The sequence below is a fragment of the Pseudoalteromonas rubra genome, assembly GCF_001482385.1.
GTDB classification, from domain to species: Bacteria; Pseudomonadota; Gammaproteobacteria; order Enterobacterales; family Alteromonadaceae; genus Pseudoalteromonas; species Pseudoalteromonas ardens.
Genome location: NZ_CP013611.1, coordinates 1547093 through 1565705 on the forward strand (window position 1 = coordinate 1547093; position 18613 = coordinate 1565705).

General features: G+C 49.9%; 18 protein-coding genes. 16 read left to right on the top strand and 2 right to left on the bottom strand.

The annotated features are described in order from the left end of the window. Positions 1 to 2433, bottom strand: a complete 2433-nt coding sequence (locus AT705_RS06845) for a Lon protease family protein (RefSeq protein WP_058796026.1) — start codon at positions 2431 to 2433, stop codon at positions 1 to 3. A gap of 53 nt (positions 2434 to 2486) precedes the next feature. Next, on the bottom strand, positions 2487 to 2945 hold the full coding sequence (locus AT705_RS06850) for a zinc ribbon-containing protein (RefSeq protein WP_010382634.1): 459 nt from the start codon (positions 2943 to 2945) through the stop codon (positions 2487 to 2489). Positions 2946 to 3154: 209 nt separating this feature from the next. On the opposite strand from AT705_RS06850, the gene leuS reads away from it, so the two are divergent. From leuS to AT705_RS06925, 16 genes are all read left to right on the top strand, one after another. Continuing rightward, positions 3155 to 5743 carry a leucine--tRNA ligase gene (gene leuS, locus AT705_RS06855; RefSeq protein WP_058796027.1) on the top strand — a complete coding sequence of 863 codons (2589 nt, stop codon included), beginning with the start codon at positions 3155 to 3157 and terminating at the stop codon, positions 5741 to 5743. Between the two features lie 32 nt (positions 5744 to 5775). Further along, on the top strand, positions 5776 to 6276 hold the full coding sequence (locus AT705_RS06860; protein WP_058797916.1) for an LPS-assembly lipoprotein LptE: 501 nt from the start codon (positions 5776 to 5778) through the stop codon (positions 6274 to 6276). Continuing rightward, on the top strand, positions 6276 to 7313 hold the full coding sequence (gene holA / locus AT705_RS06865) for a DNA polymerase III subunit delta (RefSeq protein WP_058796028.1): 1038 nt from the start codon (positions 6276 to 6278) through the stop codon (positions 7311 to 7313). Before AT705_RS06860 ends, holA begins: the two co-directional genes overlap by 1 nt. Then, on the top strand, positions 7310 to 7954 hold the full coding sequence (gene nadD / locus AT705_RS06870) for a nicotinate-nucleotide adenylyltransferase (protein WP_058796029.1): 645 nt from the start codon (positions 7310 to 7312) through the stop codon (positions 7952 to 7954). Before holA ends, nadD begins: the two co-directional genes overlap by 4 nt. Positions 7955 to 8053: 99 nt before the next feature. Next, positions 8054 to 8371, top strand: coding sequence for a ribosome silencing factor (rsfS, locus tag AT705_RS06875; RefSeq protein ID WP_010382639.1), 318 nt, complete (start codon positions 8054 to 8056; stop codon positions 8369 to 8371). A 1-nt stretch (position 8372) separates the two neighbouring features. Continuing rightward, on the top strand, positions 8373 to 8843 hold the full coding sequence (rlmH, locus tag AT705_RS06880) for a 23S rRNA (pseudouridine(1915)-N(3))-methyltransferase RlmH (protein WP_049864985.1): 471 nt from the start codon (positions 8373 to 8375) through the stop codon (positions 8841 to 8843). Positions 8844 to 8851: 8 nt separating this feature from the next. Then, positions 8852 to 10723, top strand: coding sequence for a penicillin-binding protein 2 (gene mrdA / locus AT705_RS06885; RefSeq protein WP_058796030.1), 1872 nt, complete (start codon positions 8852 to 8854; stop codon positions 10721 to 10723). Continuing rightward, complete coding sequence (gene rodA, locus AT705_RS06890) at positions 10720 to 11826, top strand: rod shape-determining protein RodA (protein WP_049865199.1); 1107 nt, start codon at positions 10720 to 10722, stop codon at positions 11824 to 11826. Before mrdA ends, rodA begins: the two co-directional genes overlap by 4 nt. Beyond that, a complete protein-coding gene (locus AT705_RS06895; protein WP_058797917.1) occupies positions 11826 to 12587 on the top strand; it encodes a septal ring lytic transglycosylase RlpA family protein in 762 nt (253 codons plus the stop codon). The genes rodA and AT705_RS06895 overlap by 1 nt, the downstream gene beginning before the upstream one ends. 53 nt (positions 12588 to 12640) lie before the next feature. Continuing rightward, entirely contained in the window at positions 12641 to 13804 is a 1164-nt protein-coding gene (locus AT705_RS06900) for a serine hydrolase (RefSeq protein ID WP_040644641.1), read from the top strand. Positions 13805 to 13944: 140 nt separating this feature from the next. Continuing rightward, positions 13945 to 14223 (top strand): DUF493 family protein YbeD, encoded by a 279-nt coding sequence (ybeD, locus tag AT705_RS06905; protein WP_040644649.1) that lies wholly within the window; start codon positions 13945 to 13947, stop codon positions 14221 to 14223. A gap of 14 nt (positions 14224 to 14237) precedes the next feature. Next, complete coding sequence (gene lipB, locus AT705_RS06910) at positions 14238 to 14891, top strand: lipoyl(octanoyl) transferase LipB (protein WP_058796031.1); 654 nt, start codon at positions 14238 to 14240, stop codon at positions 14889 to 14891. Beyond that, the gene (gene lipA, locus AT705_RS06915) at positions 14888 to 15853 is read left to right on the top strand and encodes a lipoyl synthase (RefSeq protein ID WP_058796032.1); all 966 of its coding nucleotides are present in this window, start codon (positions 14888 to 14890) and stop codon (positions 15851 to 15853) included. Before lipB ends, lipA begins: the two co-directional genes overlap by 4 nt. 123 nt (positions 15854 to 15976) lie before the next feature. Next, on the top strand, positions 15977 to 16144 hold the full coding sequence (locus AT705_RS25205; protein WP_157576690.1) for a hypothetical protein: 168 nt from the start codon (positions 15977 to 15979) through the stop codon (positions 16142 to 16144). Further along, entirely contained in the window at positions 16126 to 16464 is a 339-nt protein-coding gene (locus AT705_RS06920) for a hypothetical protein (RefSeq protein ID WP_058796033.1), read from the top strand. Before AT705_RS25205 ends, AT705_RS06920 begins: the two co-directional genes overlap by 19 nt. 290 nt (positions 16465 to 16754) lie before the next feature. Next, on the top strand, positions 16755 to 17603 hold the full coding sequence (locus tag AT705_RS06925) for a hypothetical protein (RefSeq protein ID WP_058796034.1): 849 nt from the start codon (positions 16755 to 16757) through the stop codon (positions 17601 to 17603). Positions 17604 to 18613 lie beyond the last annotated feature (1010 nt).

The following is an 18613-nucleotide window of genomic DNA, read 5'->3' on the forward strand; positions in this document are numbered from 1 at the left end:
TTATGAATGATCTTTTTCTTGTTCGGTTGACGGGTCGCTCTCTGCGTCTTTATCATCGCCATTCACCACGTCGGCAATTTGCGCAAGGCGGGCCAGTGCCAATGCATTGATACTTTGTTCCGGATACTGGCCATTCACCAACACTCCCGCTTCACGTTGCATCAGCAAAGACAGTGCCTCGTCGACTGTCGCGACCGCGAAAATATGGAACCGGCCTTGCTGCGCTGCAGTCAGCACTTCGTCATCCAGTACCAGGTTGATCAGGTTGGAACGAGGAATGATCACGCCCTGACGCCCGGTCAGACCACGCATTTTACACAGCTTAAAGAAGCCTTCGATCTTTTCATTTACCCCGCCAACGGCTTGCACCTCACCATGCTGGTTAATCGACCCCGTCAGAGCCAGAGACTGATCAATTGGCAGCTGAGTAATGGCAGACAGTAAGCCACATAGCTCGGCCAGAGACGCACTGTCGCCGTCAATAAAGCCATAACTTTGTTCAATGGCAATATTAGCACTGAGTGTCAGGCTAAAGCTCTGCGCGTACTTGTTACCCAGGTAACCGGTCAGCAACATTACCCCTTTAGAGTGGATTGACTTGCCCAGCTCCGCTTCACGCTCAACGTCTATCACCCCATCAGCACCTGCATACACAGTTGCGGTAATACGTGCTGGTGTACCAAAAGCCGTATCGCCAATGTGCAGCACCGTCAGGCCGTTCACTTTACCCACGGCCTCACCATCTGTGGCGATGAGCGTATGACCCTCTTCAATGTCGCTGAGCATATTCTCACTCAACTGACCGGTGCGATACTGTTTGCCGACAATAGCTTCATCGATATGTGGCGCATCGATTTCGCTAAGCCCGTCCTGTTTGGCGTAGTAGCTTGCCTCTGCCACCAGCTCCAGCACGTCCGCAAACCGCGCCGACAGCTTGTTCTGATGCTCAGCCTGACGATAACTAAACTTCAATAAACGCGCCAGCGCCTCACCGGTTAACGCGCACTTCAGAGTCTGTTCACAGTACTCCTGCACCTTAGTGACAAACTGATACTGAAGTCGGTCACTATCCGGCAGATAGTAGTCAAAATCGGCCAGTACCCGAAACAATTCACCAAATTCTTCATCGTACTCACCAATGGTGTAATACAAATCACGCGAGCCCAGCAGGATGATCTTCACATCCAGCGGGATCAACTGAGGTTTCAGGGTAAAGCTGCTCCCCACCGAGCTGTCCTGATAGGGCAAATCATTTTTAATCTGGTGCGTTTTTAAAGACAGTTTAAGTCCATCCCAGACCTGCGCATTGGCCAGCACTTTGTCAGCGTCCATGATCAGGTAACCGCCGTTGGCGCGGTGCAACGCACCCGGCTGAATAGAGCGATAACTGGTGATCAAAGTACCATGGGCGTTGGCATACTCAATTTTGCCAAAAATGTTGCCAAAGGTCGGGTTGGGCTCATATACCACAGGCGCGGCCTGCCCTTCTTTAAACTCCACCAGAATATTAGGTGCGAAGAAGTCGCTCAACATGCCCTTGGCGTCAAAATCGTCTTTACTCTCTTCTGACGAACTGTCGTCATCGAGCCAGTCGAGCACGGCATCGACAATTTCTACCCGCAAGTCTTTAAGGTAGCGGATCACGCCAATGTGGCTGGCATACTTGTGCTCCAGCGCCTTCAGCAGAGGTTTGGTCGCCAGCTCAATGGTGGTTTTCTTTAGCTCTCGGAGCTTTTCAGACGATTCCCGCTTCCAGCGCGGTAGCTCAATCAAAGCCTCAATCAGGCAATCTTCGAGCTTTTCAATGGCATCGAAAAAGTGTTCCTGAACCGCCTCTTCCAGTGCCATAAATTCGGCATCATCAAGCGCTTTACCATCTACCACAGGGGCAAAACTCACCACCCCTTTTTCTTCCATCATCGCGACGCTTTTCTTTGCGGCCAGTTCTTCTACCGCACTCAGGGCCGCGTTATATTTGTTGTCAAAGTCCCTGTCGAGCGACTTTTTCTTGCGCTGATAACCTGGGTTATCAAATGCTGCCGGAAACGTATCCACAACTTCATCAAGGAAAGAATCAATGTCGTCAGCCAGTACCTTGCTTTCACCTGCCTGCATAAACAAGGCAATGGGCTCTCTGTGGTCGTCGTAATTATTGACATACAACCACTCTTTGGGGGTCGGGCGAGTTTTACAATGTGCTTCGAGTTTATCCTTCACCATAGTGAATCGACCCGTCGCCGCTTCGCCCATGACAAACACGTTGTAGCCGGGCAGCTCCATACCCAGGGCAAAATCCAGCGCACTTTGCGCCCGATTCTGACCGATAAAAGGTAAAGGATCCGGATAGGGGTTTTGCATGCACGTGGAGATGTGTGGCAAAGACACACTGGGAGCCAGCTGTTCGCTGCTCAAAGGCTTAATGGTTTTCGTCATTCCTAACTTCTTTCTCTTGGCCGGCCGCACGACATCCGCGTGCGGGGCTGTGATTAAGGGGTAAGTGCCTTACGAGCAAACTCACCGTGCCCACATTCGCTGCACGACGGAATTTCCAACGCATAATAGACATTCGTTTTATGGCCGCAATTTTTACACACTAATTGCCCCAATGCTATCCATTCCCCTTGTTTGTAAATGCCATCGTGTTGAAAGTCCTGCACTAATGCCTGCCATTCGAGCTGAGTTCGATCTTCCAATTGGGCCAATTCATACATTACGCTGGCTTTAAGCTCTTCCCAGGCCACATCATCGTAATGGTCTTTGTGTTCGCTCAGATGCGCCAGGTCACGCTTGAGAAAATAACGATAATCCGCCAGCTTGTCTTTTGACAGCTGCTTAACCGCCTCCTGGGCATCCATAAACTCCCTGAGCAATTTTTTTAGCTCGTGCTCTTTAACGTCTTTCAGCCATAATGAAAAGTCATCCAGCCAGCGCTTGTAATCCGCCATGTTTGCCTCCCGACTCACGCTATTTCGCAGCCTATTTTCAGTGTCTACTAGTCAGTATAGTTCAGCTAACGTCACAGTCCTGAAACAAATCACCATCACTGCACTAATTTGCGCTCATAATTCCGCTTTGAAGCGCTGTGATCAGCGCGTTTTTTCGGGTATGCTATCGGCAATTTTCTAATTAGTTTGCAAGAAGTCTGGAAACGTCAATGCAAGAGCAATACAACCCGCAAGAAATCGAACCTAAAGTTCAGTCCCATTGGGAACAAAATAACAGCTTCAAAGTTGTTGAAGACGAATCAAAAGAAAAATACTACTGTCTGTCCATGTTCCCTTACCCAAGTGGTCGTCTCCACATGGGTCACGTTCGTAACTACACCATCGGTGATGTGGTCTCGCGTTTCCAACGACTCCAGGGCAAAAATGTGATGCAACCTATGGGTTGGGACGCATTCGGCCTGCCTGCGGAAAATGCCGCCATCAAGAACAACACGGCACCAGCTAAGTGGACTTACGAGAACATTGATTACATGCGTAATCAATTAAAGTTGCTTGGCTTCGGTTATGACTGGGATCGTGAAATCGCTACCTGTCACCCGGACTACTACAAGTGGGAACAATGGTTCTTCACAAAACTGTACGAAAAAGGCTTAGTTTACAAAAAAATGTCAACGGTAAACTGGGACCCGGTTGACCAGACAGTACTGGCCAACGAGCAGGTTATCGATGGTCGCGGCTGGCGTTCAGGTGCCATCGTTGAGCAAAAAGAAATTCCACAGTGGTTTATTAAAATCACCGACTATGCGCAGGAACTACTGGACGATCTTGACCAGCTTGAACACTGGCCTGAGCAAGTAAAAACCATGCAGCGCAACTGGATCGGTCGCTCTGAAGGTCTGGAAATTGACTTTAAACGCGCCGACAACAATGAGCAGTTCACCGTTTACACCACACGCCCAGATACCTTTATGGGCGTGACATACGTTGCTGTGGCTGCCGGACACCCGATTGCCCAGGAAGCAGCGCAAAACAACGCTGATATCGCCGCGTTTGTTGAAGAATGCAAAAATACCAAAGTTGCTGAAGCCGACATGGCCACCATGGATAAAAAAGGCATCGCGACCGGTTTCTACGCTATCCACCCGCTCACCGGTAAGCAAGTCCCTATCTGGGTTGCTAACTTTGTTCTGATGGATTACGGCTCAGGTGCCGTAATGGCCGTACCAGGTCACGATCAGCGCGACTACGAATTTGCCAGCGCCTACGGCCTGGAAATCAAACAAGTAATTGCCCCGGCTGCCGACAGCGACCTGCAAGCGGAATTAAGTGAAGCCGCGTTTACCGAAAAAGGCGTGTTGATCAACTCTGGCGAGTTCGATGGTCTGAGCTTTGAAGAAGCCTTCAATGCCATCGCTGAAAAGCTGGAAGGTATGAATGCAGGTAAGCGCAAAGTGAACTTCCGTCTGCGTGACTGGGGTGTGAGCCGTCAGCGTTACTGGGGTTCACCAATCCCAATGCTGAATAAAGCTGATGGCAGCGAACTGGCTGCCAGTGAAGACATGCTGCCAGTGCGTCTGCCAGAAGACGTAGTGATGGACGGTGTGACTTCACCGATTAAATCAGACCCTGAGTGGGCCAAGGCAACCGTTAATGGTGAGCAGGTATTCCACGAAACGGATACCTTTGACACCTTTATGGAGTCATCCTGGTACTACGCGCGCTACTGTAGCCCACGTTACGACGAAGGCATGTTGGAGCCCGGCGCAGCTAACTACTGGCTGCCCGTAAACCAATACATTGGCGGTATTGAGCACGCGATCCTGCACCTGTTATATGCGCGCTTCTTCCACAAACTATTGCGTGATTTTGGTCTGGTAAATTCAAGTGAGCCATTCGAGCGTCTGCTGTGTCAGGGCATGGTATTGGCTGAAACTTACTACCGCAAAGATGAAAAAGGCGGTGACATCTGGATTTCTCCAACCGACGTAGAAACCGAGACCGACGACAAAGGCCGCATCACTAAAGCCTGGCATAAAGACGATGGTGAGCCGGTATTCTCTGCGGGCATGAGCAAGATGTCCAAGTCAAAGAACAATGGTATCGACCCGCAAATCGTTATCAAGCAATACGGTGCCGATACCGTGCGCTTGTTTATGATGTTCACGGCACCACCAGAGCAGACGCTGGAATGGTCTGACTCAGGTGTAGAAGGTGCACATCGCTTCTTGCGCCGGGTCTGGAAATTTGCCGTAGACGTTAAAGCCGCAGGCACAGCTGAGCTGGATCTGAACGCACTGAGCAGTGCGCAAAAGACATTGCGTCGTGAGATCCACAAAGCAATTGCTAAAGTTACGGATGATGTTGAGCGCCGTCAGACTTTCAACACCGCCATTGCTGCCATCATGGAGCTGTCAAATAAGTTGGCCAAAGCACCACTAAAAGACGCCCAGGACATTGCACTGGCCAACGAAGCACTCGAAGCCATGATCATCATGCTGGCCCCTATCACACCTCACCTGTCACACGAGCTGTGGGAACAACTTGGTAAGCAAGGCGACATTCTGGATGCACGCTGGCCTCAGGTTGACGCCGCAGCCCTGGTAGAAGACGAGAAACTGATCGTGGTACAGGTCAACGGTAAACTGCGTACTAAGCTGACTGTGGCGGCAGACGCAACCCAGGAGCAAATTGAAGCACTGGCATTTGCCGACGAAAACGTGCTGAAGTTTACCGAGGGTAAAACCATACGTAAGAAAATCTACGTACCAGGTAAACTGTTCAATGTGGTAGCCAACTAATGGCTGCCCTGCTGAATACCCCTTTATTCAGTATGACAAGGCGCTGGCAGGGTTTCATGCTGGCGTTGTTTGCCTGTGTGGCGCTGTCAGGATGTGGCTTTGCGCTTAAGAAAGCCTCCTACCTGCCTGATGACCTCAGGGTGCTGTACCTGAGCGGCGCCGATAGTAAGTCTGCGCTATACTCAAACCTGAAACAGGCACTGAGACGCGCCCAGGTTGAGCTGTTGCCCTCCCCTAAGCTGGGTAATGGCGAGGATGCCGTGGAACTACACTTGTATCGTGACTCGCTTGAACGCCAGACACTGAGCCTGTTCAAAAACGGTCAGGTGGCGCAATATGAGCTGGCCTACAGCGTTCGCTATCGCCTCACGCGCCCTGGGTTCGAACCTGTCGAACAGGAATTTGAACTGTACCGCAACTATCAGGATGATCCTGACAATGCCCTGGGTAAAGCACAGGAGCGTGATATCATCCTCAGCGAGTTACGTGAACTTGCCAGTCGTCGTATTATTCGCGAATTATCTCAACTCTGATGCGTTGTTATGCCAATCAATTAGCAGGCCAGCTTAAACAGGGCCTGCATCCGTTTTATCTGATCTTTGGTGAAGAACCTTTCCAGGAAGCCCAGTGCGTTACCTCCGTACGCCAGGTCGCTAAACGCCAGGGGTTTGATGAAGTGATAAAATTCAGCCTGCTGCCCGGCTTTGACTGGCAGGAGCTGGTCAATCAGTACAACAGTATGTCGCTGTTCAGCGCCCAGACACTGATTGAATTCGATCTTAATCAGCAGAAACCACCCACCCAGGCCGTGGCCATCTTAAAAGAGCTGGCAGCAAACCCGAATCCGGATGTGATTTTAATCCTCAAAGGAGCTAAGGCCTCGCAGGATATTCAGCGTAGCGCCTGGTTTAAAGCGCTGGATAAGCAAGGTTTGTTTGTCCCCTGTTATGCCCTCACCGGCTACCATTTGCAACGCTGGCTCGACGATGAGTGCAAACGGCTCAAGCTGAACCTCAACAATGATGCCAAACGCAGCCTGCTGCAGGCGACTGAAGGCAACCTGCTGGCAACCCATCAGGAGCTTGAAAAGCTATCTCTGCTGTATAAAAATGCGCCCATCGATCAGGAAAAGCTGCTTAGCGGCCTGCTCAATCAGGCTAAGTTTGACATCTTTGACTTAAACGAAGGGCTATTGCGTGGCAACCCACGTACTTTAATTAAAGTGTTAAATAAACTGGCCCATGATAATGTTGAGCCTGCCAGCATTGCCTGGACGCTACACAACCAGGCCCAGCTATTGCTCAACCTTAAACACTTAATACAAGCGGGCACACCGACACCGGATGCGTTCAAAAAACACAATGTGTGGAAAAATCAACAGCAAAGTACCCAGCAAGCGCTTGATCGACTGAACACCGCGCAGCTGGAACAATTACTCGTACTGCTGGCCGAATTCGATTCCGCTTATAAACGTAACATTCTGGTTGCGCCATATCAGGCATTAGCACACATTGCCCTGAGCTTTTGCCAGTCTCTGCCTTTTTCTCTGCCCTACGAGGAGCTGGCATGATAGCAGTGTTCGGCGGCACCTTTGATCCTGTGCACCTGGGTCATATAAATATGGCCACACAATGCATGACTGCGCTCGAACTTTCCGAGCTGCGTATAATCCCCAATGCTGTACCGGTGCACAAACAGGGCCCAACCATCAGTACCGAAGACAGGTTGGCCATGTTACATCTGGCCACCGCGCACGACCCCAGATTCACCATCGACCAAAGAGAACTCGAACGGGATACCCCCTCGTATTCATTGCTCACACTGGAAGAACTCAAAGCTGAGTATCCCGAGCAGGCCCTGGTGTTTTTAATGGGCATGGACTCGTTTAACAGCCTGGACAAATGGTATCGCTGGCAGGATATCGTGTCGTTATGTCATATTGTGGTGTATCAGCGCCCAGGCGATGCCTTCGCCCCATCAGCGGCATTACAGACTTACCTAAAACAAGCACGCTGTAGCGAACCCGAGCAACTCAACACACAGCCCGCTGGCCTGTGTTATTTTTTGCCCGGTCAACCATTTGAGGCTGCGTCCAGTACCATCAGAAATGCGATAAAACAGCGTCAAGCTGTTGAACCTTGGCTGAATAATGCAGTCCTAGAGTATATTCAGGCACATCAATTGTACCTAAGCAGTAGCGACAACGCGTAACCCGAACGGCGATAGATAGGCAACCTCAGTCACAGACTTGAGTTCCCCCCTGCTAACCGTGTTACAATTGCCGCTTATTTGTAGCAAAGAGACAGAGATTTGGATTCAAAACAATTACTAGATTTTGCATTAGACAAAGTCGATGACATGAAAGCCCGCGATATCGTTCACCTCGATGTAAGAAATACCTCTTCCGTCACCGATTACATGGTTATTTGCTCTGGTAACTCCAAGCGCCATGTGCAGTCGATTGCCGACCATGTGGCCAAAGAAGCCCGCCATGCAGGCGAAACCCCGTTAGGCCATGAAGGTCAAGATACAGGTGAATGGGTACTGGTTGATTTGGGCGATGTAATTGTTCACGTCATGCAAGACCAGACACGTGACTTCTATGACCTAGAGAAGCTCTGGGGTTAATGTGAAGATCCAGCTAATCGCAGTCGGTACAAAAATGCCTGGTTGGGTAGAGACTGGCTTCAAAGAATACCAACGGCGTTTCCCCAAGGATATGCCGCTGGAGCTTATCGAAATTTCTGCGGGAAAACGCGGCAAAAACGCCGACATCAAGCGTATTTTGCAACAAGAAGGTGAAAAAACCTTAGCAGCCATTCCCAAAGGGAATCGTATCGTGACGCTGGAAGTAACGGGTAAGCCCTGGGACACACACCAGCTCGCCAGCAATATGGAAAAGTGGCAACTTGATGGCCGCGATGTCAGTTTGTTAATTGGCGGACCAGAAGGCTTAGCGCCGGAATGTATCGCCGCCGCAGAGCAAAAATGGTCGCTGTCCAACCTGACACTACCTCACCCACTGGTGCGCATTGTGGTAGCAGAAAGCCTCTATCGAGGCTGGAGTTTGAATAACAACCATCCTTACCACAGGGAATAATCGCCATTATGCTCAATCACAGGCCGACGATCCGCGATCACAGCGCAGAAGCAAACCTGTTTGCGCGTCGCGCCTTTATTGGCTTTGTCTTCGTGGTTACCCTGATAGGTATGCTGCTACACAACGTGTATAAGTTACAGGTCACAGAGCACGAAACCTACCAGACCCGCTCCAACGATAACCGCATCAAAGTCATCCCGGTCGCACCAAACCGTGGGCTGATCTACGACCGCAACGGCATCATTCTGGCCGAAAACCGCCCGGTTTATAACCTGGAAGTCATCCCCGAAGACGTGGACGATCTCGAAGCCGCGCTCACGCAGGTACGTCAGCTTATCGACATCAGCGATCAGCAGGTCGAAGAATTTCGTAAAGACATTCGTCACAATCGTCGCTTTAAAAGTCAGATCCTGAAAGGTCGTCTGAATGAACAAGAAGTGGCCACGTTTTCCGTAAATCAGCACAAGTTCCCCGGCTTCAGTATTGAGGCCCGACTGGCACGCTATTACCCTTATGGCGATACCCTCACTCACGCGCTGGGGTATGTCGCCAAACTGAATAAAAAAGAACTCGCCGAGCTGGAGTCAGAAGGCAATGCCAGCAACTATCGCGCAACCCGGGATATCGGCAAACTGGGCATTGAGAAGTTTTATGAGTCTCGTCTGCACGGCGTGGTCGGCTCACAACGCGTAGAAGTCAACAATCGTGGCCGTATCATTCGTACCCTGGGCGTGGAGCCACCACAACCCGGTGACGATCTAATCCTGACTATGGATATTGGCCTGCAGCAAATCGCCCAGAAAGCGCTTGAAGGTGTGCGTGGCGCCATTGTTGTGCTTGACCCCAAAGATGGCGGTGTACTGGCCATGTACTCTAACCCCAGCTATGACCCTAACTTATTTGTCCACGGGATCAGCAGTAAAAAATATCGTGAATTACTCAACCCCGACAGGCCCCTGATCAACCGAGTCACGCAGGGTCGCTATGCACCGGCGTCGACAGTTAAACCACATTTAGCCGTTCTCGCTCTGGAAGAAGGGCTGGTCACAGAACAAACTAAACTCTGGGATCCTGGTTTTTTCCAGATCCCCAATGTTGACCATCGCTGGCGTGACTGGAAACGCTGGGGACATGGTCACGTTGACGTCTATAAAGCCATCGAAGAATCGTGTGATACCTATTTTTATCATACTGCTTACCAGCTGGGGATCACCAAGATCAGTAACTTTATGAGCCAATTTGGCTTTGGTGATTTATCAGGCATAGATATCCATGAAGAGACCTCTGCCATTATGCCCACCACTGACTGGAAGCGTCAGCGTTTCAGGGAAAACTGGTGGCCAGGCGACACCATTTCGGTTGGTATCGGTCAGGGCTACTGGACCGCGACCCCAATCCAAATCGCCAACGCAGTATCTATTTTGGTTAACAAGGGGGCACACAGACCGCCGCATCTGGCACAGGTTGCCCGTCATGACAATGAAGTTACCCAAATGTACATCGATGAGAAGCCCCCCGTGGTGTTAGAGAACCCGGATCACTGGCGAATTGCCCTGGAGGCGATGCACAACACAGTATACAAAACCACAGGCACGGCGCACAAAGCATTCAAGGGCGCAACCTACGATCCAGCCGGTAAAACCGGCACTGCGCAAATCGTCAGTATCGCTCAGGGCGAAAAATACGATGCCGATAAGTTACAGGAAAGACACCGGGACAACGCCATTTATACCGGCTTTGCCCCTTATAACGATCCACGTATTGTAGTGGCCATTGTGGTCGAAAACCAAGGCGGTGGTTCAGCCATTGCAGCCCCGATTGCCCGGCGTCTGATGGACTATTATTTTGCCACCTACCCCAGTGACACGGAGGGACAATGAGCCCGTTGAATCAACAACGCACTATCTGGCAACGGTTGCATATCGACCTGCCGCTGCTGCTCGCCATGCTGGCGATGATGCTCGGCAGTATCACCATAGTCTACAGTGCCAGTGGCCAGGACATGGACATGGTGGTGCGCCACAGCAAACGTATGTTTGCTGCCTTTGCAGCTATGCTCATTGTCGCACAGCTGTCTCCCAACACTTTAAAGAGGCTGGTGTTTCCCATGTATACCATCGGCCTGCTGATGCTCATTGCGGTGTTGTTTGTCGGGGTCAGCAGTAAAGGTGCGCAGCGCTGGCTGGATCTGGGCATTACCCGCTTTCAGCCGTCCGAAATCATGAAAGTCGCCGTACCTATGATGGTTGCATGGTATATCGGCCGCCACCATATGCCGCCGCGCTTTATTCATATTATTGTTGGCTTTGCCATGGTGCTGGTGCCAACTTTGCTTATCAAAGAGCAGCCCGACCTGGGCACCTCAATCCTGATCGCCAGCTCGGGGATTTTTGTGCTATTTCTCGGCGGACTCAGCTGGAAGCTGATAGGCTCAGGTGTTCTGCTGGCCATTCCGGGCGGGTTTGCCCTGTGGCATTTTGGTATGCATGCTTATCAAAAGCAGCGAGTGCTGACCTTTTTGGACCCTGAAAGTGACCCGCTGGGCTCAGGCTATCACATCATACAGTCTAAAATTGCCATTGGCTCAGGCGGCATTGAGGGCAAGGGCTGGCTTCAAGGTACGCAGTCCCAGCTGGAGTTTCTGCCCGAACGTCATACTGACTTCATTTTTTCCGTGTTAAGTGAAGAATTCGGGCTGACGGGTGTGGTGATTTTACTCAGCCTGTACCTGTTTATTATTGGCCGCGGATTATACGTTGCCGTGAATGCGCAAGATGCCTTTAGTAAACTGCTGGCCGGCGCACTGACACTGACCTTTTTCGTATATATTTTTGTTAATATCGGCATGGTTTCGGGCCTGCTTCCTGTCGTCGGGGTGCCATTGCCACTGATCAGTTACGGCGGCACCTCCATGGTGACCCTGATGGCCGGGTTTGGCATTATCATGTCGATAGCCACAGATAAGAGGATGTTATTGAAGTGATCAAGAGGACGTTTAAACAAGCCGCACTACTGGGTTTTGTTGTTGTATTAAGCGCCTGTAGCAGTCGCTATCATGTGAAACAGGACAAAGCACCTGTGCGTGTGCCTACCGAACTGGAAATGCAAGATGCGCTGGTGACCGACGAAGCCAAAAGTGTCAGCGCAGGTCGCCCCTACGAGGTTTTGGGCAAGCACTACACGCCTATGTCGGATGAAAAAGGCTATCAGGCCGAAGGCACCGCATCCTGGTACGGGCGAAAATTTCATGGCTACTACACCTCGAATGGTGAAGTATTCAATATGTTCGATATGACAGCCGCGCACAAAACGCTGCCGTTACCGAGCTTTGTGCGAGTCACCAACATTGAGAATGGTAAAAGCGCGGTGGTACGTGTCAATGACCGTGGACCTTTTCACGAGGACCGCCTGATTGACTTATCCTATGCCGCCGCCTATAAACTAGGCTTTCATCATCAGGGTACAGCACAGGTTAAGATTGAATCCATTACCATAGCGCGCGATACGCCCAGGCTTACCTATGTGCAGGTGGCCGCTGCCAGCAACATCGAAAATGTACAGGCGCTGGCCAGCACTTTGTCGCAGCAATTTCAGCTCGACACGCCCATTGCCTTTGAGGATAACTTATACAAGCTAAGATTAGGCCCGATCACCGACGATAACACGGCGCAGCAGCTCTTAGAGACATTGCGCCAGGGGGAATTTAATCGCGCCTTCTTGCTTTACACTGAGCATGAACTTTAAAATGTTCAGTAATGACTTTAAACATGCCGATCAACAACCAAAAAGCGAGCATAATGACAGTTTTCAAACCTAAATTTATTAAACACTTAGTGGGTGCCGTGTGTTCGTTCACCCTGTTTTCGGCCAGCGCGCAGATCTTACCGTCGCCGCCTCAGGTCAGTGCTAAGGGCTATTTCCTGGTCGACTTTACCACAGGTAAGGTCATTGCCGAGGGTAACCCGGACACCAAACTGGCACCGGCCAGTCTGACCAAAATGATGACCAGCTATGTGATTGGTACTGAGCTGTTAGCCGGTAATATCTCCAACGATGACATGGTTACCGTGAGTGAAAAAGCGTGGGCAAAGAACTTCCCGGAATCTTCTAAGATGTTCATCGAAGTGGGTAAACAGGTCAGCGTTAAAGATTTGAACTATGGCGTAATCATCCAATCGGGTAACGATGCCTGTGTGGCCATGGCCGAGCATATCGCGGGCAGTGAAAGTGCCTTCACCGATCTGATGAACGCCCATGCCGAAAAACTGGGGATGAGCAATTCGCACTTTGCCAATAGTCATGGTCTGGACAGCACTGAGCAGTTCACCACACCAAGAGATATGGCGACCCTGGGTGCCGCACTGATCCGTGACGTGCCAGAAGAGTATGCCATCTACAAAGAGAAATCGTTCACCTTTAATGGTATCAAGCAATACAACCGTAACTCGCTACTGTGGGATGCCAGCCTGGACGTCGACGGAATTAAAACCGGTCACACCTCAGAAGCCGGCTACAGCCTGGTGACTTCTGCGACCAAAGGTGATATGCGTCTGATTGCCGTTGTCATGGGCACAGCCAGTGAACGCGCCCGTAAGGTCGAGAGTAAAAAGCTCCTGAACTACGGTTTCCGTTTCTTCGAAACCATCACGCCTTATAAAGCAGGCGACAGCTTTGCCGACCAGCGCATCTGGATGGGTAACAAAGAAACGGTTTCTCTGGGTATTGCCCAGGATACACCGATCACCATTCCACGTGGTCAGCGTAAAAACCTCAAAGCCCACTTCGAGCTGGACAAAACCCTCGAAGCGCCACTGGCGAAAGGCAGCAAGGTCGGTACTTTATTCTTGCAACTGGAAGGGGAAGACATCGCTCAATACCCACTGGTTACACTTGAAGAAGTGGAAGAAGGCAGCTTCTTCAGCAAGATTTACGACTACTTACGTTTACAGATCATGCAATAACCCCGGTTTTAGTGGGTTTATAATCCAGGACGCCTCCCACCGGAGGCGTTTTTTTTTGCCGCAAAAATGCTAGAATGCCCGCCAAGATATGTAGTGTGCCAGGGTCTGTTCAGACCCAGCCAAGTAGTGAGGATACCGTTGTGGTAACACCTGTAAAAAATACTAAGTTTGACGAGTACTTAGAGTTCCCTTGCCCGTTTACTTTCAAGATCATGGGTCTGGCAAACGTCAACCTGACCGATCAGGTTGTGGCAAAGATGCAAACTTTGGCACCCGGTGACTATGCGCCAAAGACCAAGCCTAGCAGCAAAGGCAACTACGAATCCGTCACTTTAGTTGCCACTGTCACGTCAAAAGAGCACATTGAGCAAATCTATACTGAGATTGGCTCGCTGCCAGACGTCAGATACGTGCTATAAGGCGCAAGCGAGATATGAGCAACCGCAGTATCATAGTTCGTCAACTGGGCCGTCAGGCTTATGAGCCAATCTGGCAAAAAATGCAGTCGTTTACCGACACCCGTGATGATGACAGCCCGGATGAGATTTGGCTGGTTGAGCACGAGCCGGTATTTACTCAGGGCCAGGCTGGCAAAGCTGAGCACCTGTTAGCGCCCGGTGACATTCCTGTCGTCAAAGTCGATCGGGGTGGTCAGGTAACCTATCATGGGCCGGGCCAGCAAATGATGTATGTGCTGTTTAATCTGCGCCGGCTAAAAATTGGTGTACGCGAGCTGGTAACCTGGCTTGAAGAAACCATCATCGACATGCTTCAGGAGCACGGCATTGAGGCCTATGCCAAGCCAGATGCGCCGGGCGTCTATGTCAATGATGCCAAAATCGCGTCGTTAGGACTGCGGGTCCGCCGAGGTTGCTCTTTTCATGGTCTGGCGCTAAACGTCAACATGGATATGAGTCCATTTTTACGCATCAACCCGTGCGGCTATGCCGGCATGGAAATGGTGCAAACCAGTCAACTTAATGGCCCTGCTACGCTTATCGAGGCGGGCAATGGCCTGGTAGAACATATGCTCAAGCGCCTCGCGGCCGAGCAGGTTATACACACCCAGGGGTTTGAAAACGAATGAGTAAACCAGTGAAAATTGAGCCAGGGGTAAAGCTCCGCGACGCAGAAAAAATGGCGTTGATCCCGGTTAAAGTAATGCCGACCGAGCGCGATGAAATGCTCCGTAAACCGGACTGGCTGAAGATCCGTCTGCCTAAATCCAGCGAGCGTATCGATGGCATTAAACAGGCAATGCGTAAACATGGCCTGCACTCCGTCTGTGAAGAAGCCTCGTGCCCTAACCTGTCTGAGTGTTTTAACCATGGTACTGCCACCTTCATGATCTTGGGTGCCATCTGTACCCGTCGTTGTCCATTCTGTGACGTCGCGCATGGTCGCCCGCTGAAGCCAGATGCCGCAGAGCCGGAAAAACTGGCACTAACTATCAAAGACATGAAGTTAAAATACGTGGTAATCACCTCGGTTGACCGTGATGATTTGCGTGACGGCGGTGCACAGCACTTTGCAGACTGTATTCGCGAGATCCGCAAACACAATCCGGGCATTACCATTGAGATCCTGGTACCGGATTTCCGTGGCCGGATGGACCGCGCACTGGAGATCTTAACCGAGACGCCGCCGGATGTGTTTAACCACAACCTGGAAACCGCACCACGCCTGTACAAAATGGCCCGCCCGGGTGCTGACTACAAATGGTCACTGGAACTATTACGTCGTTTTAAAGAAGCACACCCGGAAGTCAAAACCAAGTCTGGCCTGATGGTCGGTCTGGGTGAAGAAATGCCAGAAATCGAAGAAGTACTGCGCGACCTGCGTGAGCACAACGTCGACATGCTGACCGTTGGTCAATACCTGGCACCATCTAAGCACCACCTGCCGGTCAAACGCTATGTGCCACCCGCAGAGTTCGATGCGCTGAAAGAATACGCCGAAGAAATTGGCTTCAGCCATGCCGCCTGTGGTCCGTTCGTTCGCTCCAGCTATCACGCTGATCAGCAAGCTGCGGGTAAAGAGGTAAAGTAGCAACACCTCACACAGTAAAAAACGCGACCAGGGTGTCGCGTTTTTTTATGCCCGCCTCATTAAAATTTATCTCTGGCTCTTGGACCAGCTCCACACCCCATACTCGAAGATTTTAAAACAATCATGACCGGTGAAACCCTGAATGAGTTTTTGCGTTTGTTTGCGCGCCCGGATAAAGCACAACGTATCAAAATAGCGTCAGCGTTTGCGGCAGTGCAAATCAAGTACACGCATAATGAACAAAGTGGTTACCCTAAAAAAGAAACCAATTCATGGCAGACAAAAGTTTAACGCCTCACTACCCTTCAACCCGAAACGCACTTGCCGAAGTGCTCATCGCCACAGCCAGAGAGGCTATCCCTACGCGTATTCCTTATACACTGGCGTGGTTGACCGGACAGGGCCAGGAGACCATTGAATTATTTAGCTGGTCTGCGCAGCATCATCCAGATCATAACGTCAGGCGCTCGTCAATTTATTACATATCAATCCTAGAAGGCGAAGAAGAGGTTACTGCTTCAATTTTGTACAGCCGTATCCATGATCTTGTATACAGTGTTCGAGAACTGGCGCTGGAGCTGCGCTTCAAAAGACTCATCGGAGAAATTTAACTGATCAAGCCACTTGATTAATTCAGTGATTGGTCAGCACGCGTTATTAAAGCCATATTTATCACCGCCAACCATCAAAATAAAAATTATTTTATTATTTTTCAAGATCTTGAATAATGTTATGGAGTTCACATCTGTAAGCTTTCCAGCCATAGCCCAAAACATCGCTCAGCCAGCATGAAATCAACAAAAAGTCAGTGCAAAATCAGGCACTACACAACAAACGCGTTACTGTAGAGACCACTTTATCATATTCCAACCAACTAAAATCAGAAACATAAGGACCCTCAATGCACTCTGTTAATCAATTATTGCCGTTATTGCTTGCAGTATTCACAGCCAGCTACAGTAGCAACGCACACGAAGACACGCCTCTATTCAAAGGTCCTTACCTCGGTCAGCCCTCTCCGGGGCTGATGCCTAAAGCATTTGCACCTGACGTGATTGCAACAGAAGAGCACCTTGAAAGTGAAGTCTTGTTTTTACCCAATATGACAGAACTTTCATTTACCCGCTCTGGTGGCAAGTATGGCCAGAGTACGCTGCTGACAATGCAATACACGAATGACAGCTGGCACTGGAAGACTATCCCTGCTGGTGAAGCGAGCGCCTATCAGTCTCGATATAACCCACCCGTTTCAGAGCTCAGAGAGATAGCACCGCTCAAAGATATTCCCATCATTGGCTACACCCGCTCAGCTGCCGATACCATTTACTTTTACGTATTAGATTTTGACGATGGCAGCGGGCATTTGAGCTATTCACGGCGGGTTGACGGCAAGTATGAAACGCCGATAAAAATGAGCAAAGCAGTAAACAAAGGCAAGTACATCGCCCACCCCTTTGTAGCGCCAGACGAATCATACCTTATGTGGGATGCGGAACAAGACGGCGAAGATACACCCGACATCTACATTAGCTTCCGACAGCCAGATGGCAGCTGGGGAGAAGCGATTGATATGGGCAACAAGATCAACACACCGCTCTACGAACAACGTCCCAAAGTAACGCCGGATGGCAGATATCTGTTCTTCTGGCGCGGAGATGTTAAAACAAGAGAAGACGGCAGCCGCTCTGTTGTTGGCAGCCCCTATTGGGTGGGTGCTCAGATCATTGAACAACTCAGACCAAAGTTATAATTACTATCTGTACCATCTATCATAAATTGAACTGGACCCATGCATCATTTTTTAACCTGTTAGTATCGCCTCCTGGCGCATATACCATGTTAACCTGAATTCGTCACCTCGCGTATAGCGAGGTGCAAGCAGGCACGATGAACTTTATTATGATGCACCGTTCAGCCTACTCAAACCTTAATAAAAACCTAACCAACTAATAAGTATAAATAAAATATAATTACACCTTGTTATTCGGCTGGCAAACCGATTGAGTATCTCTATGTTTATACCCGGAATCATCAAAAAACCACCGCCGTTTCTTCATCCACCTGTGCAATTTACCTCCCATTGTAAACCCACCCCAAATTATCAGGCGTTTAACTCAAATCCCATCTTTTGGTCAAAAAACATTCTTGACATATTCACAATTCGTTAATAGTGTGGAAATGCGACTTATTATTCGCAACAACAAACAATAGAAGGAATTAGTTATGAAAACGATTAAAGCCAAGCTTCTACGTGCACTCGGCGTTCGCAGTGCTAAGCCATCAGCTTCAACGAAATATATATGGCCTTACTATAACAACATCTAATCAACAAGTTAGAAGGAATTAGTTATGAAAACGATTAAAGCTAAGCTACTACGTGCACTCGGCGTTCGCAGTGCAAAACCCTCCACCTCAGCGAAGTATTTCTGGCATCACTACAACAACATCTGATCATTGAAATAGAAGGAATTGACTATGAAAACACTGAAAAATAAGGTGCTTCGCGCACTGGGCGTTCGCGCAACATCCCCTTCTCAGTCCAAGCGTTACCTCTGGATTATGTACAACAATATCTGATTGATATTGCCTGACTAACCACAACTTAGAAGGAATTGATTATGAAAACACTGAAAACTAAGGTGCTTCGCGCACTGGGCGTTCGCGCTACATCGGCCTCTCAGTCCAAGCGTTATTTTTGGATTATGTACAATAATATCTGATTGATATGACCTGAATAACCGCAATCTAGAAGGAATTTAA